The sequence below is a fragment of the Emticicia fontis genome (genome assembly GCF_054779675.1).
Genome location: NZ_BAAGXU010000037.1, coordinates 629279 through 649137, shown reverse-complemented (window position 1 = coordinate 649137; position 19859 = coordinate 629279). Strand labels below are relative to the sequence as shown.

Genomic DNA, 19859 nt, shown 5'->3' with positions numbered 1-19859 from the left:
TTTATGTAAATCGGGTGCCTTTGTTGGAGCAAATGCACTGTTGGTATTATTGTTTTATTTAATGCTCTTCATAAATTTTTCTAAAAATCTTTCAACTACCTATTAGATGGTGAAAGCGGGGTTCAGGTTACACTTTTTTTAAAAAACTGCCTCTAAAGGCTGAGACAGTTTTATCTTCAATTAACCTAAACTAAACTAAATATCGTGAGCTTTTTCATAATTTTCTGATACAAACTTATAGTACTTTGTAATGCAAGGTAACTGATATTACATAAGTGGTTTTAATCTTGGGATGAGTGGTAAAACCTTGTATTTGACTTGTAGATGCAACATTTCAAGCGACGGTTGCACGGAATTTTTATTTTTTTTCTGGCACAAATTCCAGAATATCCCCCGGCTGACAGTCAAGTGCCTCACAGATAGCCTCTAAGGTAGAGAAACGCACGGCTTTTGCCTTACCTGTTTTTAAGATAGAAAGATTGGGGAGCGTGATGTCTACTTTTTCGGCCAGATCAGAAAGAGGCATCTTTCTTTTGGCAAGCATCACATCTAAATTTACAATAATTGGCATAGCTAAATAATTTTAAGTATTGGTGAATAACTTGCAGATAACTCCCCTTTAGGGCGGTGCGCCGCTGCGACGGGGGGCTGGTCTAAACCGTCAAATCACTCTCTTCCTGCAACTCAACACCATGTCTGAAAACCTGTGCCATTACATACACAATTCCGGCCGAGAAAAAGTATTGGAATTCGCTTTTAAGCAAACCTTTATCTACGGCACTGATGGTTTTGGATAAATAGGCCGCATAACCATCTCCGGTTATATAGACGATTCCGATGCCTAGAATCAGGTAACTCATTTTTTCGAGCATCGTTGCTATTTTGATCGAAAAAGGTGAACTCAGGTTAATTTCATCCAGAATTTCTCTCAAGCTCTCCCACATCTGTACTTTCAGAATAGCAAGCGCAATAATAAAACTCATCAGCGAGAGGTAAGGCAGCAGATGTGTGTCTCTTAGTTCATCAAGACCTGTTCCGGTATCAAAAGAGGGGTTTTCGGCAACGAAACCTGCTATAAATGGGATAATAATTCTGAGTCCAGCTACGATGGCACCGATATAGCCGATTAAGGCAATAATCTTTATAACACTTAATATACTCTGGGTTCTTGTTTTCGTTATCGTATTTGTTTTCATTCTCGTATTTGTTTTTGATTGATTTGATGATGCAAATGTAGAGAGGTATTTATCGATAAACAATAAATATATACTAATAAATGGTAAATTATTTATGAATAACAGTTTTTTAGGGATGAGTGGCGTGCGTGGTTCCAAGGGTCTGCGTGCACGCATAATAAGGAGTGAATGGTATAACATAGTGTATAGTTATTATAATAAGCCTATAGAAAGTTCGCTAAGTTTATCCGTGACACGGCCGTTTACGGACGAGTATAGCGGACGCCGCGCGGCCGTGCCACTTATATAAAGAAGATTTTGGCTTTAATTAAATTAAAAGTATTTTGCAATAGTATAACCTGTGGCATATTTACAAATCCTAAAACTAATGCAATACCAGCTAAACCATATCTATCATATTTATAACCGAGGCAATAACCGACAACGACTGTTTTTTACAAGAGATAATTATTTGTTCTTTTTAGAGAAAATGCGGAGATTTCTTCAACCACACTGCGAGATTCTTTCCTATTGCCTGATGCCCAATTATTTTCATTTTCAAATCTTAGCTACTGAAAAATCGATAAAAACCGTTACGATAAAAGAAGAAAGAAATGTGATTTCTGAAGCGATAAGGTATATGCTGAGTAATTATTTATTAGCCATCAACAAGCAGCAAAGGCGAACGGGCTCTTTATTTACTCAAAATACAAAAGTAAAAGATTTAAATCCTGCGCCTGTCGACTGGGAATATCCTGCTACTTGTTTTCATTATATTCATCAGAATCCTTTAGTAGCTTTGCTGGTGCACAAAATAGAAGACTGGGAATTTTCTTCTTTCAGAGACTACCATCAACAAAGAAACGGCACCTTGTGTAATCAGGCATTAGCGAAAGAGATTTTAAGTATAGATTTTGATAATTTTCATGAAGAATCCCATACAAGTATCAACCCGGATAAAATATTAAAGATTTGGTAGCCACAGCGGCGGTAAAAAAACTCAAAATGAAAGCAACTACTCTATTAATACTAACATTCCTCCAACTATCATGCATAGATACCAGACCCGTATTTAGCATAAAAGAACGGTATCCGAGAGATGAAGTAATAGCTACACATAAAAAAATAGCTATTCTGCCAGTAAATTTTGTAGAGAATAGTGAAGATGCTTTGGATAAGATAATCAATAAAAACACCGATCCGCTTACCCGGCAGGAAGAGAAAGCCTATAAATATCAGCAGCTTATTTTTGAAGAATTGTATAGAGCTAATAGAAATACAGACTGGCTGACCGACAAAGCAACTAACCGGATACTGAAAGAAAAAAGCATCAGTTTTCAAGACCTCAGCAAATTATCAAAGCCTGAAATAGCAAAACAATTGCAGGTAGATGCCGTAATCTATTTTGATTTTCTGTTTAAAACTGAGATAGAAACAAATAAGCCTTTATCGGCAAACGGAAATGATAAAAAAAATGTAGTAGAAATAACAGTAGAGATTTACAGCGCACAAGAAGACGACCTGATCTGGAGAGGACAAAGCACTGTGAACCGACAAAGGATTTATTCTCCGACACTATTCAAAGAATTGATAGGCCGTCAGTTAGAGCCGGTTTTGCCGTTTAATTAACTGAACATTTAATAATAAGACTAAAAGTTAAACCATCGATGAACAAAGTTTTTCTAGGGCTGTTACTACTATTGAATATTTCTTGTGTAACTAAAAGAAGTTTATTTGACCAGAAAGAAATATATAGTGCTGAAGAAATTAAACCTGCTCATAAAAAAATAGCTGTTCTCCCTGTTAATTTTGCCATTAATCAGGATAGTGAATATTTGATTAATAAGATTTTCACCAATGGTAGTACCGATAAAGTAGACCCTGCCGTGAAACAGGAAGAGAACTCGCATAAAATACAACAAATGATTTATGAGGAGTTGAGTAAATCGCATCAGGAATTATTCTGGCTTAGCGATAAAAATGTAAACTATTTGTTGAAAGAAAAAGGAATTGATTTTAATAAACTCAGAGTTTTATCAAAAGCTGATATTGCAAAGGAATTAGAAGTAGATGCAGTCATTTATTGCGATGTTTTTCTGAATGCTACCATAAAATCAACAGAAGGGTTGACTGCCATAACCAGTGCCAGACCTACCCCCAAGCATACAAAAATTCAAACAGTTGAATTTACTGTAGAGTTATATAGCGGAATAGAAGAAAACCTGCTTTGGAAAGCAAAAGCTATATTTGATAGAGGAACGCTTTATATTGACAAGTCTTTCCGAAGAATGATAAAATCTGATTTGGCATCTATTATCCCATTAAATTAGCATTGAACTGCCGTGCCCCGTAGCAAGGCAAAACCAGAAAAGAATGAAACTGATAAAAGTTGCTGCCGGAACTCTGAACCAGACGCCATTGGCCTGGGAACAAAACCGCAAAAATATTATTGAATGTATCAAAGAGGCCGACAAGCAGAATGTAAGCCTGCTATGTCTGCCCGAATTATGTATTACAGGCTATGGCTGCGAAGATGCCTTTTATTCTTATGATGTAGCCGAACAAGCCAAAGAAAGCCTGCTCGAAATTGTACCTTACACCTCAGGCATGATTGTATCGGTAGGTTTGCCTATCCGTTTCAATAATAAAATCTTCAATACCTCGTGTCTGATAGCCAATAAGCGTATTCTGGGTTTTGTGTGTAAGCAACATCTGCCCAACTATGGCGTATTTTACGAAGACCGTTGGTTTCATCGTTGGGTAACAGGGATGAGGGATGAAATTGAAATCGACGAATTCAAGTATCCGATAGGTGATTTAGTTTTTGAACTGAGTGGTGTCCGCATCGGTTTCGAGATTTGTGAAGATGCCTGGGTAGCAAACCGCCCCGGCAGAATACTATTTGATAGAGGGGTAGATATTATTCTGAACCCAAGCGCCAGTCCGTTTTCATTCTCGAAATTCATGACCCGCGAGCGCTTTGTGATTGATGGCAGTCGCTCGTTTTCTTGTAGCTATATCTACACCAATCTACTGGGTAATGAATCCGGCCGTTTGATTTTTGATGGCGATGCCATGATTGCCTCTGATGGCAACCTGCTGGTTTCATCACCTCGTTTTGGTTATAACGATTTCTATGTAATAAGTGCCACCATAGACATTGAAGCCCCAAAGGTCAATCATTCTCAGGTGAAATCACCTATCCTGGGCAGCACCTGGAAAGTTGTTTCTTTGTTCGATTTTCCTGACATAAAACCGGTAGCCAATCAATCTGCCGAGTTGGAGAAGTTTGAACGCGGCGGGTATCTGAAAGAAGAAGAATTTGCCCGTGCGGTATCATTGGCTTTATTTGACTATCTGCGCAAATCGCGCTCACAAGGCTTTACGGTTTCGTTATCAGGTGGTGCAGACTCCTGCGCCTGTGTCGCTTTGAGCGGCCTGATGATTCGTCTGGCTGATGAAAGTATTGGTTTGAATGCCTTTAAAAAGAAACTATCTTACATCAAGAAAATTCAGCATTGTGATACCGTAGAAGAAATCACCAAAGAGTTGATTCATAGTATTTACCAAGGCACAGAAAACAGCTCGACTGATACCTATGAATCGGCAGAGAGTCTGGCTAAATCTATCGGAGCTACTTTTTACAATGTCAATATCAATGGGTTGGTAGAGGCTTATACAGGCTTAATAGAATCTCAGATTGGCCGTAACCTGACCTGGGAAACTGATGATTTGCCCTTACAGAATATACAGGCACGCGTACGTGCCCCAAGTGTGTGGTTATTAACTAATCTATACAATCACCTGCTTTTAGCCACCTCAAACCGCTCTGAAGTAGCCGTTGGGTATTGCACAATGGACGGCGATACCGCAGGAAGCATCAACCCGATTGCGGGCATCGATAAATTCTGGCTGAAACAATGGCTGGTATGGCTGGAAACGGTAGGTTGTGAAGTGAAAGGCAAGCATATCAGAATAGAAGGATTAAACAAGGTAAACAGCCTACAACCTACCGCAGAGCTTCGTCCGCTGGATAAGAAACAAACCGACGAAAAAGACCTGATGCCTTATGAGGTATTGAACGAGATTGAAAAAGTAGCCATCAGAGATAAAAAGCCTCCGTTGGAATGTTTACTCTTTATGGAAGCCCAATTCGCCGACCGTTTCGACCGCGATACACTGGCGGGATGGGTAGAAAGATTCTTCCGACTTTGGAGCCGCAACCAATGGAAGCGTGAGCGTTATGCCCCAAGTTTCCACCTGGATAGTCATAACCTGGACCCACGCAGCTGGTGTCGCTTCCCGATTCTGAGCGGTGGTTTTGAGAAAGAACTAGAAGATATGAAAGAATATCTGGCGAAAGGAGGACGAAAAAAGGTAAAAGGGAAAATTGGGTTTTAAATAGCCACCGTGTCACGGATAACCTCGTCCGAAAAAGGCCGTGGCACCGCGTGGGTGGCACGGTTAAACTCAGTGAATTATCTATACTCCCTCTACCATATATAATTCCACCATCAGATTTCATCGGCTTAACATTTTCATCAATAAAAACACCTACTCCCCTCATTTATACGGCAATTGCCGTATTGAATAGAAACTGTTTCGGGGCGTAATTTGTGACGAATATTATTCGCCATCAAACAAAACCCTAAAAGAAATGATCAGAATTTTACTCACTACACTATTCTTTATTTCCGGCTTTCGTGTTTTACTTGCGCAATCGGGCACTATTGCTACCGATGGAATGTATGTACCCCGAATTTCAACCATCCAGCGCAATGCCATTGCTGCGCCTGCCAATGGGCAAATGATTTATAATACCGACGATGATTGTTTTAATATCTACCAGAAAGATGTCTGGCAGAAACTCTGTGGCTATGATATGGCCGTAAGCCACTCGGATGACTGGGTAAAAAAAGGAGACTTTGGCGGCACTGCCCGACAGGGAGCTGTGGGTTTTTCAATTGGCAGCAAAGGATATATCGGCACAGGAGGTGCCAGCACAAGTCCTACCATGAGTGATTTCTGGGAATATGACCCTACTACTGATGTCTGGACTCAGAAAGCCAATTTTGGCGGAGGTGTCAGGAGAAGCGCCGTAGGTTTTTCGATAGGCAATAAAGGCTATGTAGGCACAGGCTCTGGTACGGGTTCGGTAGCCAGAGATGACTTCTGGGAATATAATCCTGCAACCAATACCTGGACTCAGAAAGCCAATGTAGGTGGAGGTACCCGCACGGATGGAGTGGGTTTTTCGATAGGCAATAAAGGTTATATTGGCACTGGCGTGAATAAAGAAGATTTCTGGGAATATGATACAACGGCTAATGTCTGGACTCAGAAAGCGAATGTAGGTGGAGGTGTCAGGAACGGGGCTGTTGGATTTACCATAGCTGGCAAAGGCTATGTGGGTACAGGAATTGCCGCAAGTATCAGGAAAACAGATTTCTGGGAGTATGACCCTACTACTAATACCTGGACTCAGAAAGCGAATTTCGGAGGCACTGCCCGATACGGTGCCGTAGGGTTTGCCCTTGCCAATAAAGGTTATATTGCTTCAGGGCACGATGGCACTCCATTGAGAGATACATGGGAATATAGCCCTACTGCCAATACCTGGACAGAAAAAAGCAGTTTCTGGCGTGATGGTCGGTCGGAAGCCGTTGGGTTTGCCATAGGGTCTAAAGGCTATGTGGGCACTGGCTTTTCGCTCGATCGTAGTGGTGACCCGTTTGCAATAAAAGATTTCTGGGATTATACGCCTAATCTGGGCAATTTAACGATTAGTGGTAATCTGACTATCAATGGAACACTAACCAGCCCCAATTTTGATGCGCCAACCTTGCTCAATAGCTGGGTGAATTTTGGTAGCCCTTATGCCACAGCAGGCTATTATAAAGATAAAGAATCAGTGGTGCATCTGAAAGGTATGATTAAAGGTGGAACCACCACCAGACCTACTATTTTATTTAACCTCCCAGCTGCTTGCTGGCCTGCTCAGACAATGGTGTTTACCGTAGCCAGTGGTGATGGTACCTTCGGACGGGTGGATGTTACTACATTAGGGCAAGTGCAATTTTATAGTGGTGTAAATACATACCTGAGCCTGGATGGAATTACTTTCAGGGCGGATAATTGAGGGTTTTGTTAATAATTTGTAGGGGTTCAGAATTCTGAACCCCTACAAATTGTATTTCTTCATCGCAAACCTTCTGAAATTTTCGGGTAACCTCCCGATAACCCCTTGCGGATGCACAAAAAAGAAGGAGCGCTCTATCTCAAAATCATTCAGTTCTACAATCTGTAACTCTTCGTTTTTCAGCTCTTTGGTAATGGCGTGTATCGACAAAAACGAAAAGCAATTGGTGGTATGCAGAAAATTCTTGATACTCTCGGTGCTGGCCAGCACCACTTTTACATGCAGCTCGTGCATACCTATGCCTATTTTCATCAAGGCTTTTCTGATAACCTCGTTTGTGCCCGAACCTTGTTCTCTCAATACAAAATCAACTTCTTTCAATAAGGTCGGATTCACCGAACCACTATCAGGCACCAATGGATTACCATGACGTGTAACCAGCACCAGTTCATCTTTCAGAAATTCTTCATATTTCATTGAGGCATTGTCGGTTAATCCCTCAACAATCCCCAGATCAATCTCTTTTTGTTGGAGCCATTCTTCTACCTGCTTCGAATTACCATGCAGAGTCTTAATCTTAATCAAAGGATATTGGGTATGAAAATCAGCCAGAATTTCAGGTATTATATAATGCGAAATGGTTGTACTTGCGCCTAATCGTAATTCTCCGGCTGCCCTTCCATCCAGAATATCCAGATTTTCGTTCAGTTGGTCGTAAATATGCTGTATTTGCTGGGCATAGCTTAGCAGCATTTGTCCGGTTTCGGTAAGCATCAATCGGTTGCCATTTCTTTCAAAAAGATTATGGCCTGTCTGCACCTCCAGTTCATGGATATTTTTACTAATGGCAGGCTGTGAGATATTGAGGTCTTGTGTGGCCTTTGTAAAATTGAGGTGTCTGGCTGCCGCCATAAAAACCGATAGTTTGAAATCAATGGCTATCATTATATGCTGTTGGTCTGAATTAGGGTTCTATTTACGGCACATCAGGCGTAGTTCCAAATAATCATTTAAAATTGGTAGATGTCAATGGCGAAAGCGTCTGTTGCTGGCTTATACCCGTCGGGATATTTTCTGCTACTGAACCCTCTTTCCAATAAATTCTTGATAGCAGAACTAAGCCTAAAATCGATAAAAATGATACTAATACAAAAAGAATAGTCATGTATCTGATAAGTAGAGTTCGTTCGCCGGTTATATTTTCGTTTTCCATTGTGCAATCGTATTTGATGCAACAAAAGTAACTTGTTTCTTTAAGCTATTAAAAGGAGAGTTTTTGAGTGTCAATAACTTTTAGTTATGGAATAGGGGTAGTTTTTGAGAATGGAATGGATAATTGATACCTGATACGTATCGCAAGAAAGAATACCTGATAATAATTTAATAAATAATCATGAGAACCTTAGCCCTACTTTCACTATATTATGATTCAATTTAACCAATCCACTTGCTTCGGTTATATTGAGGCTGTCACTATAATACAGAATTCTCCCATGCACAGAAATACTCAATTAATCATCGAAACTATCAGCGTTTTTTTACTTGTCAGCATATTGGCCGTAGTTATTCAGCAGCTTGACATTGATAAAACCCAGAAAATGATTTTATATGCACCTGTCTTATTATTTCAGGGGCTCTGGTTTTATCGTTTTTATATAGTCGGGCATGAGGCTTCTCATAAAAAACTATTTGCTGATAATCTGCCAGCCAATGATTTCTGGGGAAGTGTTATTCTTCTACCCATCATGGTACCTATTACAATTTACAGAAAAATCCACTATTTCCATCATGGTTTCAATCGTAAAGACGAGCATACCTCGGCTCTGGATACTTATGTAGTGAAGAAAGAACCAAATACGCTTCAAAAGATATATTATTATGTAGTATGGTATCTGAGCGTATTTTTCGGCGGATTCTTCATCCATTCGCTTGTATCGGTTATCTTGTTTTTGTTCATTCCGCCGCGTATCTCTGTCAAAATCTCCCCTGCTTTCAAGAACTGGACAATGCTTGACCAGCTGAAATCCATAGGCTTGTTCGCGCTGGGAGTCTTATTGCATCTATCAGTATTTTATATATTTGGCAAAGAGATTTATCTGTATACATTGGGCTATCCGATGCTGTCGTTTGCCTGGGTACTTTCGCTTCTGGTATATATTTTTCATTATGATACCACCATTGGTGACGGCGTGAGGTATAACGTGCGCTCGGTTAAAAGAGTACCCGTGATTTCGTGGATTCTGATGAATTTCAACGAGCACGCCACGCATCACCAGCACCCGAATATTCCATGGTATGAGTTACCTGAAAAAAGAAAGGCTTTACCCGAAGAATATGACGAGAAGAATCAGAATACCTGGAACTTCTTCAGAGCCATTCTCAATCAACTAAAAGGGCCACACATCAGTCATGAACACACGCATTAGAAAAGCCACACTCAACGATGCAGAAGCCTTCATGGCTATCAAAGACCAGTTACCCATCTCAATGGCAGATGGCACAACTACCAAAGGTGGCTTTTTATTGGGGACTGACATAGACACCTATCGCCAGTTTATTGAAAACGAATATTGTCTGGTAGCAGAAGTTGATACACAGGTGGTAGGCTTTGGTATTATTCTGAAAGATTCCACCCTTCGTGCCTCAGAAATATGGGAGAAAAGAAACAGTGCAGACTGGTTTATTAACCTGGCAGATTATGAATGGCAGCAATTGGCTTATTTTGAGCAACTGGCATTTTTAAAAGGCCATAAGAAAGCAGTATTGATACTCTGCTATAACCTGATGAAATGGGTGTTTGAACAAGGCTATGAAACTTTGTTTACAACAACCGTCAACAAACCAATCCTTAACCTGGCAGCGATTCCTTTTATTGAGGCTGCCGGAGGAATTCATGCAGGAAACATTGATGAATTTTATCCAAAAATAGGTCAGATAAATTCAGATATTTATCTGATTGAGCGCAAGATTTTCTCCGTTAAAGTTAAAAGTCTTCCTTTATTTCCTTTTTTTGAAGCGAATACGTTTAAGTTCAACTAATAGCGCTAATCTCTGAATCTCCTGGGTATCCACAAAGTCCTTTCAGGACACTTCTAAACGAATTTACATTCCATTTACATCTTTTTACAAGCTATTCACTAAGCCCGGCGTAAAGGCATATACTTTTGTTGAACTCTTTTCAACATAAAGAACCATGCAGAAACCTGCTTAGCTATAAGACCATGTGCGCATTTGAATTAAACAGGCTCAGCCATAATGTATATACCAGATTTTAAAATCATTATTAATCAATATCATTTCAGCAATATGAACAAAAAGCTATCAATCACTTACTTAATCTTAATGACTGCACCTCTGTTCTTCGGTTGCGGTGGAACTGTAAAAGAGGAAAATAAAACCCATACATCAGCAAGCTCCACAAACCAGGGAGAAAAATATAGAATAGATACAACGGAAAGCGTTGTCACATGGCAAGGTTCAATGTTATTTGATTTTAAAGAGGAGCATATCGGATACGTTCATCCATCAAACGGTGACCTGATGATTGACAAAGGTCAATTGGTGGGCGGTACAGTCGAAATCGATATGAATACAATGGAATATAAAGACAAGACCGATACAAATACGCCTATCAAGCACTTAAAATCTACCGATTATTTTGATGTCGAAAAATTTCCAACCTCTACATTCACCATTACCAAGGTTGAATCTGTTTCTCATGACAATATAAAAGTAACTGGCGACCTAACCATTAAAGGTATCACAAATACAGTTACTTTTCCGGCCAGAATGGAGCTGAAAGATGGAATTGTGAAGGCAAATGGCAAATTGACTTTTGACCGAACAGATTGGGGTATCCGCTACGCATCAGGTAAGTTTTATGATAATTTAGCTGATCAGGCCGTTTCGGATGATGTTGTACTCCTGATGGAAATCGTAGCTAAAAAATAGCTAATCACAGTCATTGAGAAAGATAAAAATTTACTGTCAGATTTATCATAGATGAAGTTTACTTAGATTTACGGATAAAAAGTATTATTTATTTATTTATCTAGTAAATCAAAATTATGAAAATGACTCATTTTTCCATTCTGCTAAAGACATTAGCTTTTACATTTTTTATGTCAGCTATATTAAGTTGTAATTCAAACAGTAAAAAAGAAGACAAAGCTGATTCATCAGCCATTGCTACTACTTCTGCAACAAAAGAATCAATGCCAGACTCGACCGTTCAGTTTTTAATTACTTCGGCGGCCACTGATTTTCATCATCATCAATCCCCTAAAGTGATTGATTTCCGTAATATAAAAGTGGGCTATACATTGTCATCCGGTAATGAAAAGGTATATATCTTATGTGGGGAATTTCTCTCGGAGGAAGCAAAAGAAAACTGGTTGAAATTTGCTACTATCAAGACCTCAGGCTATGAGCAATATTTAGGAAATCAGGCACGGGCATTTTGTGAAGAAGCAACAATGGTTTCGACGGGTACAACAGATTTATCGACCGAATTAAAAAATAAACTGGCAGGGCTACACGAATAAAAATGAACTAGCCTTTACATGAAACCTCTTGTCCCGAACACATTAACATTTCATTAACCATGCCTTATCGTAAAACGATGTAAGTTTGTTTAAACCCTTTAAACAACAAGAAAATGACAAAATCTGGACATATTTATGCTTTGTTGATGATTGTTTCCTGCACCTGGTGCGCAGGACAATCCCTGCCCAAAAGTTATTACCCAACCGACCCCGAAACTAAAGAAGTAGTCACTTCACACGGGCCTAGGAGTATCACTCGTAATATCAGGCAGGATAAAAAAGGCAATATCTGGATTGCTGCATTTGATGGTATTTTCCGGTACGACCCTTCTGCTATGCTCAAGGTAGGTGGCAAGGCTTTTACAAATATCACAAGTGAGGTGAGTACCGCCCGTTTTTTTGATGTGTTAGAAGATAGAAAAGGCAATTTCTGGTTCGCTAGTATAGGTTCGGGAGTGTTTTATTTTGACCCCTCCAAGGCAGGCCAAGACGCTTTTCAGCATTTTACCACTAAAGAGGGGCTTGCCAATGATCGGGTTCCTCATATTTATGAAGATAAATCAGGCAATATCTGGTTTGGTACTGAAAGCGGAGCGACACGTTACGATGGTAAGTCCTTTCAGACTTATAAGCCTAATGGAGGATTACCCGATACCAACCCTAACGATAACGATATTAACTCGATCATTGAAGACAAAACAGGAAAGTTCTGGTTTGGCACAAGAGGTAGAGTCTTTAATTTTGATGGAGAAAAATTTACTATTGTCAAGCATAACGGCGAATCTTTTACGAATATCCGCACCATAATTAAAGACAAAAAAGGCAATATCTGGTTGGCTGGCGAAGTTGGGCTTTGGCGCTACGACGGCAATACATTTACTAATTTTAATAAGAATTTTACCGGATATGTTTACGAAGATAAAGAGGGAAACATCTGGACGAGTTCACAACCGGATTATAACGGAACTGACCGTTGGGCACTTTCACGGTACGATGCAAATACCTTGTCTAGTCAAAAGCCTGCCGTAATTGATATAATGGCCCATTATGAAGACTATAAAAATATGCTTTTCGGTATTTTAGAAGCCAAGGATGGCAGCATCTGGTTTGGCGCTTTAGACGGTGTGAGGCGGTTTGACGGAAAGGCGATTACACATTTTACAAGCAAATAAAGCGCAAAATCTATCTGCTACGCTATCCTATTTTTGGGTTTTCGTTTTCGGGTACAACATTGTCAATTTCGGTTACATCGGTTTCTATGCTTCTGATGAACTTTGTATCATCAAAACATCAGACTTATGAACATTGTATTAACCGGCTCATTGGGCAATATCAGCAAACCTCTGGCTCAGGAGTTAATGGCTAAGGGACATTCGGTAACCCTTATCAGCAGCAATGCAGAGAAACAAAAAGATATTCAGGCATTAGGGGCAAAGGCGGCTATCGGCAAGATGGAAGACGTATCTTTTCTTACAAATACCTTTACAGGTGCCGATGCTGTCTATTGTATGATACCCATGAATATGAACGAAGCCCACCAGCAAGCCTATATGCGTACCATAGCCAACAACTATGTGCAGGCACTCAAACAGGCAGCAATAAAACGGGTAGTGGTTTTAAGCGGATGGTCAGCCAATTTGATTAAAGGTGAAAACGTGGAAGACCTCTTTCATTCGCTGACCAATGCTTCCATAACCATTATGCGACCGGGGTCTTTCTACACCAACTTTTATTTTTCGATGGATATGATCAGAGGCAAAGGTTTGATGGGCAAATTTCTGACCCTCCGCTATCTGGGTTTAGGCGCTTTGCTCAGCGGAAAAACAGGCTTGCTTATGGGGAATTATGGCGCCGACGATAGAATTGTTTTTGTAGCACCGAAAGATATTGCTGAGGCCGTGGCAGAAGAACTGGTTAATGTGCCTGCCGAAAAATTAAAAATCCGGTATGTAGGAAGTGAAGAAATGACTTGCAATGAAGCCGCAAAGATTATTGGCACTGCCATCGGCAAGCCTTATCTGAAATGGGTGCTGATTTCGGATAAAGAGATGTTGCAGGGATTGAAAATGGCAAAAATGCCTCAGGAACTGGCAGAAACGATGGTTGAGATGCAGTCAGTGATGCATAGCGGAATACCGCTTAAAAATTTCCATGAGAATAATCCTAAAATGGGGAAGATAAAACTGAAAGACTTTGCCAAAGAGTTTGCAGCGGTCTACCATAAACAGTAAAGATGAAAGCGGCATGGCAAATACCCAACCAATCAGAATCAAATCAATCAGCGAGTTTCATCGGCTTAGGGGTTTGGCCAAGCCTCAGCATCCATTGATTAGCCTGTTAACAATGGATGATTTTACCGGAATGCCTGACCCAAGCGCTATGAATGCGGTGTTTGATTTTTATTTTATTGCCTTGAAGCGCCTGAAAGGCGTGAGATATAAATACGGGCAACAGCACTATGATTTTGAAGACGATGGCATCCTCTTTTTCATGGCACCTAATCAGGTGCTCAACATTGAAATAATTGAAGAAGGAAATCCGGAAGAGGTATCAGGTTGGATTTTGCTCATACATCCTGATTTTATCTGGAATACCTCATTGGTCAGAAATATAAAACAATATGAGTTTTTCGATTATTCAGTCAATGAAGCCTTGCTCTTATCTGAAAAAGAAGAAGCAACGTTAAACGGCATTATCGAAAATATCAAACAGGAGTACCATTCAAATATCGATAAGTACAGCAAGCAGATTATCATTTCACATATTGAAGTTTTACTCAATTATTCTGAAAGATTCTACAATCGCCAATTTATCACCCGGGAAAAAGCCAACCACCAGATACTTGACCGTCTGGAAAAATTATTGACAGATTATTTCAATAGCGAAGATTTGGTTGAAAAAGGTTTGCCTACGGTTCAATATGTTTCAGACGAATTAAATGTATCGCTGAATTATTTGAGTCGCTTGCTTAAAGTGCTGACAGGGCAAAGTACTCAACAGCATATACACAATAAGCTGATTGAAAAAGCAAAAGAAAAACTATCTACAACCAACCTTTCCATCAGCGAAATCGCCTATGGCCTAGGCTTTGAGCATTCGCAGGCATTCAGCAGGGTATTCAAAAACAAAACGCATCAATCTCCTCTGGAATTCCGGCAGTCGTTTAATTAGGGAATAGTCATTACCTGGTATTGGATTATATCCTATACGGTTTCTCTGGCAATAATTTATACATTTCCTGAAAAGAGGACTCTAAAACAGATAAACCCAGATTTTCGTATATGCTAACAGTTTTTAGTACAGAAAAAAGATTATCAATTAGCTGCTTATCAATATGTACTATTTTAAATATTTGATTTTGGTCATTTATTAGCTCCTTTTCAATAAATAATGTTGCGTATAACCTGGTCAGTATAAAATCATTTTCATAGATACCTTTCAGACTTCCTAATGCTTCCACTATTGCATCATACAATTTAACTACCGATACTTCATAATCTACAAATTGATTAGTGTCGTCTTTATAGATTTTTTTAACAAATAATTCAATTCGTCTTTTTCGGGAATCCTGCTTTTCTTCATCTGTCAATTGATTCCATGCATAAGCTTTAGATATTCTTTTTAAATAAGCAATCTCCAGATCAATTAAACGAACGTCAGACAAAGACCTTTGCTGGTAGCTATTTAATATACTCAATAAGAATGCTTCTTTATTTTCCATAATTCTTTAGGTTCAATTGTTACCTCTCATTTAAAACCGTTGTAATCAACAATATCAACATACATTCTCTAAATATAAATTTAGTTTTCGATTTAAACAATCCCTCTCCCTCCTACCTAAGTGTTCATAAACCTTACCAGCATTAATCACCTCCGTTTTCTTCAAAGTCTCTTGGTTTTTTTGTTATTTTACTCTTCCGCATTTATTTACCACATAAGCCTTTCTTATTTTAGACCGAATAACCTTGCAATACCCTACTATGGAAGAAAACACTGAGACTAAAAACAAACAATTATTAGCAGAAGCCCAGAATAAACTCCTGGTTCAGCAATATAAGCCCGAGCAGGTGGTAAGAGATTTAATAGCCGCCGGAATAGAAGAAGACAAAGCCATCATCTGGGTTAAGCGCATTATGCGATACCAGAAAGAAGAGGGTGATAGACAAGTAGTGCATAAAGAAAAAGAGCAAAAGCGAATTGAAATAACAATCGGTATAAGCTTTATAATCTCAGTGATAGCAGCTGCTATGCAGAATCCCGCAGTGATATTGTTTGCATTGGTAGTATCTGGTATCACAGGATATTATAGTTATCCGGAAAAACCTATGGCAGGTATAATAAGCCATTTCGTTGGGGCTATTATATTTATGATAATTTCTTATGTCTATTTTGGTGATAGAAAACACTATATTAGCTTTGAACTGCTCATCCCATTCATACCTGGCATATTTGTAGCTTTCTTTGTCAGATTTGGTATAGTTGCTTTCTTTTATAAAGAGAAATAAGACCCGTTTTAGTAACGAAAAACCGAATTCTGATAACCAGAAAAACTACTCACTTTCAAAATCCAGATTTTCTGAGGTTCATCTAAATAGCCCTGCCTTAAGTTTGTCTGAAGCTTTGGCAGGGCCAGACTTTACATATGAAATACATTAAATTTATGTCCATCTGGGTCGGCAAATACAAATCCATAATACCCCTCTCCAAAGGCCTCTGGCTTTGAAACGAGCGTTCCTCCGGCTTCTTGTATTTCCTCTGCCCAGGCATCAACCTCTTCTTTCGTATCAGCCGAAATGGTAAAGATAATTTCATTACCAGCCTTTGCATCAATGAGTTTGCCCATTGTATTAGGTTCCAGTACCTCCTTCAAAAAGAAATGGATAATAAAGTCTTCTTCGCCAAAGAAAAAGCTCGTCAGTTGGTCAGAAGCTCCGTTTGATTTAAAACCAAGTTGTTTGTAGAATTGTGTGGTACGTTCTAAATCCTGTACACCGAAATTAGCCCAGATTTTTTTTGGTTTCATGCGTTTGAAGGTTTTATAATTTGTGTAAGTTTATGGAAAAGCTAAACTCCATTAACGAAATCTCAATGTACAATAAACTGATTCTAGTAATAATAGTTTATTCTCTTGTAACCCGTGGATTTGATACGAATGAACGGAATAACAGGAATAATCAGGTAAGCAATATTCAGGTAAAGGCTGAAGACTTTAATACTTTTCTGAAAAGGTTTTGCACCGAAAAAGATTTTCAGCTTTCCAGAATTAAATATCCTCTCACCAGTAAATATTATGAAATTGACACTGACAAACCAACAATCAAAATTACTCAGAAAGGAGAGTGGGAGTTTTCTGATTTAATTAGAAAGGACTACATAAAGAAAGTATCCAGAAAACACAGCAAAAAATATATTCTCAATATCACAATAGATGAAACAGGTGTGGATGTTAATTATATTTTTGAGCTAATAAATGGGAAATGGTTTCTGACGACAACCATTGATCATAGTACCTGAGATTTGCTTCCTTAAAATAGAAATCTCGTCTTAGAATAGATATATTTAAAGCTATTCTAAGACGAGACCTCCATGGAATCCACCTCAATTACTTCGCAGGCGTAATCACAATATTTCTATACTCAATCGGACCATGGTCTCCCTGGAAGAAGATTGGGCCAGGCTCGCCTTCGTTGCTATCTAAAGCGCCACCCGTAATACCCGGAATTTCGTTTTTATAGATAATCGTCTTGCCATTTAAAGCAATGGTTACTACCCTACCCACCAGCGTAATATCAAAACTCTGCCATTCTCCGGCCGATTTTGCTGGCATTTCCAACGGAGCAATAAAGCCATATACTGCACCCAGTTGGTCTTTCAATGGGTCTCTGCCTTTGCTATCAGTCACCTGTACTTCGTAACGGCCTCTCAGATAAACCCCACTATTACTTTCTTCAGGATATTTGAATTCTACGTGCAATTTAAAATCGTTGAATGTACGGGTAGTACGAAGATTAGACCCTGATTTCGGGCTTTTCAAAATACCGTTTTCTACAATCCATTGGTTGGTAGCACCTGTCGCTTCCCATCCATCCAGGTTTTTACCATTAAACAATTTGATAGGCGCTCCCCACGCTGGCTCTCTCGTGCTGTTGAGTTTCGGTGCGCGCACTGCTGTCCAGCTCAAAGTTTCACCTTTAGGCGTGTTCATCGTTCCGCTGAGTTTATCATCTTTTAGCGTACCTTCTACTACTAAATCTTTTTCAGCAGCATCCCACTGTGGCGGAATAGAAAACGACATTTTATCACCTTCGAAGTTGATACGTGAGATTGGTCTGGCACTACCGCCGTCACCCACAAAATAGCCGTTCAGGTATTTCACGCCCGAGTGATTCACTTCTAGCCATGAAGGAGAAGTTTTACCTCCTGGTTTGGTGATGGTAATATCCCAACGGCCTTCAATATGTTTGATAGGAGCCAATTGCGCAAATGCCGATTGGCCTATAAGAATAATAAAGCAGAAAATGCTGGCAAACTTTTGAAATCGAGTAGTCATTTTAAACGTTTTTTGGTTGAATTGGGTGTTAAAATAATACATTTATTGTTTGAAATGGATGATTTTAGGGAATTAAAGTTTTCGAAACAAAAATGCTCATTTTAAATCAATAATTATTCTTTATTTGCTGAAAATTGAGTTTGCTTCCATTTGCCTGGTGAGATTTTTGAAAGGATTAGATTTAATCCGGTCTATAAGCTTTACTCTTGGGGTTAAGCCTATCTTCCATATAAACTCTTGCATTGTCATAAGCATTAAAAAATGGCCGTATCCTCAAAGTCCATTATGACGAACTGAATATCATATAAAGCCCTAATCCCTCCTTTTCACAGCATAATAAAAAATATTCCTGTTCTGCTCTACGGTAATGTCAAGGTCTATTCTGATTCTTTCTTCCCGCTGAGAGGCGCTACCAAGGTACCCCTGTCTGATTTTGGCGATTTCTTTATTATTAGTTTTTTCAATAACCCGGGCATAGTATTGATAGATATTTCCGGTGGTATCAATAGGCAATATCTCACAACGAGGAAACTCCCGGGTTCGGCCTACGTTTTCATAGACTGTTACAGATACTTCTTGCTTGTTGGCCGTTCGTAACGCAACTCTTCCCAGACCCGGTGGAAAATCTCCATTTGCATCTTGCCCCGGAATCCCCCAGAATTTATCATACCCATCATAGATACCTATATATTTCTGGTTTGTCGAAATCTCTTCTTTGCAGGAGAGTAACAGCGCCATACTGCCTAATGCAGCTAGTATTATGAAAGATATTTGTTTTTCATAGGTTTAAAGATATGCGGTGCTCTCTCACTTTACCTATCAAATTTCACATAATATACTATGAATTTTCTTACATTTGAAACAGAATAAAAAAGCTACCAATGTTGTGATAGCTAATATCTATCCTTTCTTCTCATGGGTTTCATCCGGTATATAATTTTATTGGTACTATTTATAGGAATGGTATGCTGGCAAATATTTTCATATAAGGCACAACAAAAAAAGTTCGACAAATACCTGCATAATAATATCGAGTTTGAGGGTCTGGTAACAGATTTGAAACGAACAAATAACCATTCTTTTGGTATTATGCAGCTAAAATTATTGTCAACTAATGTAGAATATTTCAATGATTCAGTGCCAGAAGGTATTTTTCCATACAGAATTCAAGGCGATATAGCAGAAGTATATGGTACTGTATCATATGAAAGGAAGTTAAACGACACCTTGAAAATTGTATCAAACGAACGGAGAATTTATATTAACTCTTTTTCATCAAAAGAAACAAGTGACCTTACTATCATTTACGATTTTAATGACAGAGCATTTGTCAGAAAAAATAGTATCCTCAAAAAACTGGAAGTGCCTCTTTTCCCCTACAGCCCGTTTATAATCAAAAGAGATTCTGTTATAAAAAAGATCTTCAATTGAATTAATTTAAGGTAAAGCAT

At 39.1% G+C, this 19859-nt stretch carries 23 protein-coding genes; 15 read left to right on the top strand and 8 right to left on the bottom strand.

Annotated features, from left to right (window positions below; all coding sequences use genetic code 11):
• Nucleotides 1–358 precede the first annotated feature (358 nt).
• Both ACYVFA_RS18640 and ACYVFA_RS18635 read right to left on the bottom strand, forming a co-directional pair.
• Complete coding sequence (locus ACYVFA_RS18640) at nucleotides 359–571, bottom strand: helix-turn-helix domain-containing protein (RefSeq protein WP_460473362.1); 213 nt, start codon at nucleotides 569–571, stop codon at nucleotides 359–361.
• 82 nt (nucleotides 572–653) lie between these two features.
• Nucleotides 654–1196: a DUF2975 domain-containing protein gene (locus ACYVFA_RS18635; RefSeq protein WP_460473361.1), complete on the bottom strand. Its 543-nt coding sequence runs from the start codon at nucleotides 1194–1196 to the stop codon at nucleotides 654–656.
• A 367-nt stretch (nucleotides 1197–1563) separates the two neighbouring features.
• On the opposite strand from ACYVFA_RS18635, the gene ACYVFA_RS18630 reads away from it, so the two are divergent.
• The 5 genes from ACYVFA_RS18630 (at nucleotide 1564) to ACYVFA_RS18610 (ending at nucleotide 7314) form a co-directional block, all read left to right on the top strand.
• Nucleotides 1564–2154, top strand: coding sequence for a transposase (locus ACYVFA_RS18630; protein WP_460473360.1), 591 nt, complete (start codon nucleotides 1564–1566; stop codon nucleotides 2152–2154).
• A 26-nt stretch (nucleotides 2155–2180) separates the two neighbouring features.
• Complete coding sequence (locus tag ACYVFA_RS18625) at nucleotides 2181–2804, top strand: hypothetical protein (protein ID WP_460473359.1); 624 nt, start codon at nucleotides 2181–2183, stop codon at nucleotides 2802–2804.
• 38 nt (nucleotides 2805–2842) lie between these two features.
• Nucleotides 2843–3505, top strand: a complete 663-nt coding sequence (locus tag ACYVFA_RS18620; protein ID WP_460473358.1) for a hypothetical protein — start codon at nucleotides 2843–2845, stop codon at nucleotides 3503–3505.
• Between the two features lie 43 nt (nucleotides 3506–3548).
• Nucleotides 3549–5576 carry a glutamine-dependent NAD(+) synthetase gene (nadE, locus tag ACYVFA_RS18615; protein WP_460473357.1) on the top strand — a complete coding sequence of 676 codons (2028 nt, stop codon included), beginning with the start codon at nucleotides 3549–3551 and terminating at the stop codon, nucleotides 5574–5576.
• 256 nt (nucleotides 5577–5832) lie between these two features.
• Nucleotides 5833–7314 carry a Kelch repeat-containing protein gene (locus ACYVFA_RS18610; RefSeq protein ID WP_460473356.1) on the top strand — a complete coding sequence of 494 codons (1482 nt, stop codon included), beginning with the start codon at nucleotides 5833–5835 and terminating at the stop codon, nucleotides 7312–7314.
• Nucleotides 7315–7356: 42 nt separating this feature from the next.
• Here ACYVFA_RS18610 and ACYVFA_RS18605 read toward each other — a convergent pair whose 3' ends face one another.
• Together ACYVFA_RS18605 and ACYVFA_RS18600 are read right to left on the bottom strand one after the other, a co-directional pair.
• Nucleotides 7357–8259, bottom strand: coding sequence for a LysR substrate-binding domain-containing protein (locus ACYVFA_RS18605; protein ID WP_460473355.1), 903 nt, complete (start codon nucleotides 8257–8259; stop codon nucleotides 7357–7359).
• Between the two features lie 61 nt (nucleotides 8260–8320).
• The gene (locus ACYVFA_RS18600; RefSeq protein ID WP_460473354.1) at nucleotides 8321–8527 is read right to left on the bottom strand and encodes a hypothetical protein; all 207 of its coding nucleotides are present in this window, start codon (nucleotides 8525–8527) and stop codon (nucleotides 8321–8323) included.
• A 280-nt stretch (nucleotides 8528–8807) separates the two neighbouring features.
• Between ACYVFA_RS18600 and ACYVFA_RS18595 the strand changes: the two genes are divergently transcribed.
• The 7 genes from ACYVFA_RS18595 to ACYVFA_RS18565 all read left to right on the top strand — a co-directional run bounded on the left by ACYVFA_RS18595 (nucleotide 8808) and on the right by ACYVFA_RS18565 (nucleotide 15029).
• Nucleotides 8808–9740 carry a fatty acid desaturase family protein gene (locus ACYVFA_RS18595; RefSeq protein WP_460473353.1) on the top strand — a complete coding sequence of 311 codons (933 nt, stop codon included), beginning with the start codon at nucleotides 8808–8810 and terminating at the stop codon, nucleotides 9738–9740.
• Nucleotides 9724–10353 (top strand): GNAT family N-acetyltransferase, encoded by a 630-nt coding sequence (locus ACYVFA_RS18590; RefSeq protein ID WP_460473352.1) that lies wholly within the window; start codon nucleotides 9724–9726, stop codon nucleotides 10351–10353. The genes ACYVFA_RS18595 and ACYVFA_RS18590 overlap by 17 nt, the downstream gene beginning before the upstream one ends.
• 216 nt (nucleotides 10354–10569) lie before the next feature.
• On the top strand, nucleotides 10570–11265 hold the full coding sequence (locus ACYVFA_RS18585; RefSeq protein ID WP_460473351.1) for a YceI family protein: 696 nt from the start codon (nucleotides 10570–10572) through the stop codon (nucleotides 11263–11265).
• Nucleotides 11266–11435: 170 nt separating this feature from the next.
• A complete protein-coding gene (locus ACYVFA_RS18580) occupies nucleotides 11436–11858 on the top strand; it encodes a hypothetical protein (RefSeq protein WP_460473350.1) in 423 nt (140 codons plus the stop codon).
• A 113-nt stretch (nucleotides 11859–11971) separates the two neighbouring features.
• Nucleotides 11972–13030, top strand: a complete 1059-nt coding sequence (locus ACYVFA_RS18575; protein WP_460473349.1) for a ligand-binding sensor domain-containing protein — start codon at nucleotides 11972–11974, stop codon at nucleotides 13028–13030.
• Between the two features lie 126 nt (nucleotides 13031–13156).
• Nucleotides 13157–14089, top strand: a complete 933-nt coding sequence (locus ACYVFA_RS18570) for an SDR family oxidoreductase (RefSeq protein ID WP_460473348.1) — start codon at nucleotides 13157–13159, stop codon at nucleotides 14087–14089.
• 13 nt (nucleotides 14090–14102) lie between these two features.
• The gene (locus ACYVFA_RS18565; protein WP_460473347.1) at nucleotides 14103–15029 is read left to right on the top strand and encodes a helix-turn-helix domain-containing protein; all 927 of its coding nucleotides are present in this window, start codon (nucleotides 14103–14105) and stop codon (nucleotides 15027–15029) included.
• A gap of 25 nt (nucleotides 15030–15054) precedes the next feature.
• On the opposite strand, the gene ACYVFA_RS18560 is transcribed toward ACYVFA_RS18565, so the two are convergent.
• The gene (locus tag ACYVFA_RS18560) at nucleotides 15055–15579 is read right to left on the bottom strand and encodes a hypothetical protein (RefSeq protein ID WP_460473346.1); all 525 of its coding nucleotides are present in this window, start codon (nucleotides 15577–15579) and stop codon (nucleotides 15055–15057) included.
• Between the two features lie 259 nt (nucleotides 15580–15838).
• On the opposite strand from ACYVFA_RS18560, the gene ACYVFA_RS18555 reads away from it, so the two are divergent.
• Nucleotides 15839–16363, top strand: coding sequence for a hypothetical protein (locus ACYVFA_RS18555; protein WP_460473345.1), 525 nt, complete (start codon nucleotides 15839–15841; stop codon nucleotides 16361–16363).
• A 131-nt stretch (nucleotides 16364–16494) separates the two neighbouring features.
• Here the strand turns inward: ACYVFA_RS18555 and ACYVFA_RS18550 are convergent, their stop codons facing one another.
• Nucleotides 16495–16881, bottom strand: coding sequence for a VOC family protein (locus tag ACYVFA_RS18550; protein ID WP_460473344.1), 387 nt, complete (start codon nucleotides 16879–16881; stop codon nucleotides 16495–16497).
• 32 nt (nucleotides 16882–16913) lie between these two features.
• Between ACYVFA_RS18550 and ACYVFA_RS18545 the strand changes: the two genes are divergently transcribed.
• Nucleotides 16914–17372 carry a hypothetical protein gene (locus ACYVFA_RS18545; RefSeq protein ID WP_460473343.1) on the top strand — a complete coding sequence of 153 codons (459 nt, stop codon included), beginning with the start codon at nucleotides 16914–16916 and terminating at the stop codon, nucleotides 17370–17372.
• A gap of 88 nt (nucleotides 17373–17460) precedes the next feature.
• On the opposite strand, the gene ACYVFA_RS18540 is transcribed toward ACYVFA_RS18545, so the two are convergent.
• Nucleotides 17461–18408, bottom strand: a complete 948-nt coding sequence (locus tag ACYVFA_RS18540) for a 3-keto-disaccharide hydrolase (protein ID WP_460473342.1) — start codon at nucleotides 18406–18408, stop codon at nucleotides 17461–17463.
• Nucleotides 18409–18720: 312 nt separating this feature from the next.
• Nucleotides 18721–19146 carry a hypothetical protein gene (locus ACYVFA_RS18535; RefSeq protein ID WP_460473341.1) on the bottom strand — a complete coding sequence of 142 codons (426 nt, stop codon included), beginning with the start codon at nucleotides 19144–19146 and terminating at the stop codon, nucleotides 18721–18723.
• Nucleotides 19147–19323: 177 nt separating this feature from the next.
• Between ACYVFA_RS18535 and ACYVFA_RS18530 the strand changes: the two genes are divergently transcribed.
• Nucleotides 19324–19839: a hypothetical protein gene (locus ACYVFA_RS18530; protein ID WP_460473340.1), complete on the top strand. Its 516-nt coding sequence runs from the start codon at nucleotides 19324–19326 to the stop codon at nucleotides 19837–19839.
• Nucleotides 19840–19859: the final 20 nt, after the last annotated feature.

Bases quoted from the DNA above. Each gene is read 5' to 3' on its own strand.
- ACYVFA_RS18620 (WP_460473358.1), top strand. From the start codon at position 2,843: ATGAACAAAGTTTTTCTAGGGCTGTTACTACTATTGAATATTTCTTGT.
- ACYVFA_RS18575 (WP_460473349.1), top strand. From the start codon at position 11,972: ATGACAAAATCTGGACATATTTATGCTTTGTTGATGATTGTTTCCTGC.
- ACYVFA_RS18555 (WP_460473345.1), top strand. From the start codon at position 15,839: ATGGAAGAAAACACTGAGACTAAAAACAAACAATTATTAGCAGAAGCC.
- ACYVFA_RS18605 (WP_460473355.1), bottom strand. From the start codon at position 8,259: ATGATAGCCATTGATTTCAAACTATCGGTTTTTATGGCGGCAGCCAGA.
- ACYVFA_RS18630 (WP_460473360.1), top strand. From the start codon at position 1,564: ATGCAATACCAGCTAAACCATATCTATCATATTTATAACCGAGGCAAT.
- ACYVFA_RS18545 (WP_460473343.1), top strand. From the start codon at position 16,914: ATGGAAAAGCTAAACTCCATTAACGAAATCTCAATGTACAATAAACTG.
- ACYVFA_RS18625 (WP_460473359.1), top strand. From the start codon at position 2,181: ATGAAAGCAACTACTCTATTAATACTAACATTCCTCCAACTATCATGC.
- ACYVFA_RS18595 (WP_460473353.1), top strand. From the start codon at position 8,808: ATGCACAGAAATACTCAATTAATCATCGAAACTATCAGCGTTTTTTTA.
- ACYVFA_RS18600 (WP_460473354.1), bottom strand. From the start codon at position 8,527: ATGGAAAACGAAAATATAACCGGCGAACGAACTCTACTTATCAGATAC.
- ACYVFA_RS18610 (WP_460473356.1), top strand. From the start codon at position 5,833: ATGATCAGAATTTTACTCACTACACTATTCTTTATTTCCGGCTTTCGT.
- ACYVFA_RS18640 (WP_460473362.1), bottom strand. From the start codon at position 571: ATGCCAATTATTGTAAATTTAGATGTGATGCTTGCCAAAAGAAAGATG.
- ACYVFA_RS18590 (WP_460473352.1), top strand. From the start codon at position 9,724: ATGAACACACGCATTAGAAAAGCCACACTCAACGATGCAGAAGCCTTC.
- ACYVFA_RS18540 (WP_460473342.1), bottom strand. From the start codon at position 18,408: ATGACTACTCGATTTCAAAAGTTTGCCAGCATTTTCTGCTTTATTATT.
- ACYVFA_RS18570 (WP_460473348.1), top strand. From the start codon at position 13,157: ATGAACATTGTATTAACCGGCTCATTGGGCAATATCAGCAAACCTCTG.
- ACYVFA_RS18565 (WP_460473347.1), top strand. From the start codon at position 14,103: ATGGCAAATACCCAACCAATCAGAATCAAATCAATCAGCGAGTTTCAT.
- ACYVFA_RS18535 (WP_460473341.1), bottom strand. From the start codon at position 19,146: ATGGCGCTGTTACTCTCCTGCAAAGAAGAGATTTCGACAAACCAGAAA.
- ACYVFA_RS18560 (WP_460473346.1), bottom strand. From the start codon at position 15,579: ATGGAAAATAAAGAAGCATTCTTATTGAGTATATTAAATAGCTACCAG.
- ACYVFA_RS18635 (WP_460473361.1), bottom strand. From the start codon at position 1,196: ATGAAAACAAATACGATAACGAAAACAAGAACCCAGAGTATATTAAGT.
- ACYVFA_RS18530 (WP_460473340.1), top strand. From the start codon at position 19,324: ATGGGTTTCATCCGGTATATAATTTTATTGGTACTATTTATAGGAATG.
- ACYVFA_RS18550 (WP_460473344.1), bottom strand. From the start codon at position 16,881: ATGAAACCAAAAAAAATCTGGGCTAATTTCGGTGTACAGGATTTAGAA.
- ACYVFA_RS18585 (WP_460473351.1), top strand. From the start codon at position 10,570: ATGTATATACCAGATTTTAAAATCATTATTAATCAATATCATTTCAGC.
- ACYVFA_RS18580 (WP_460473350.1), top strand. From the start codon at position 11,436: ATGTCAGCTATATTAAGTTGTAATTCAAACAGTAAAAAAGAAGACAAA.
- nadE (WP_460473357.1), top strand. From the start codon at position 3,549: ATGAAACTGATAAAAGTTGCTGCCGGAACTCTGAACCAGACGCCATTG.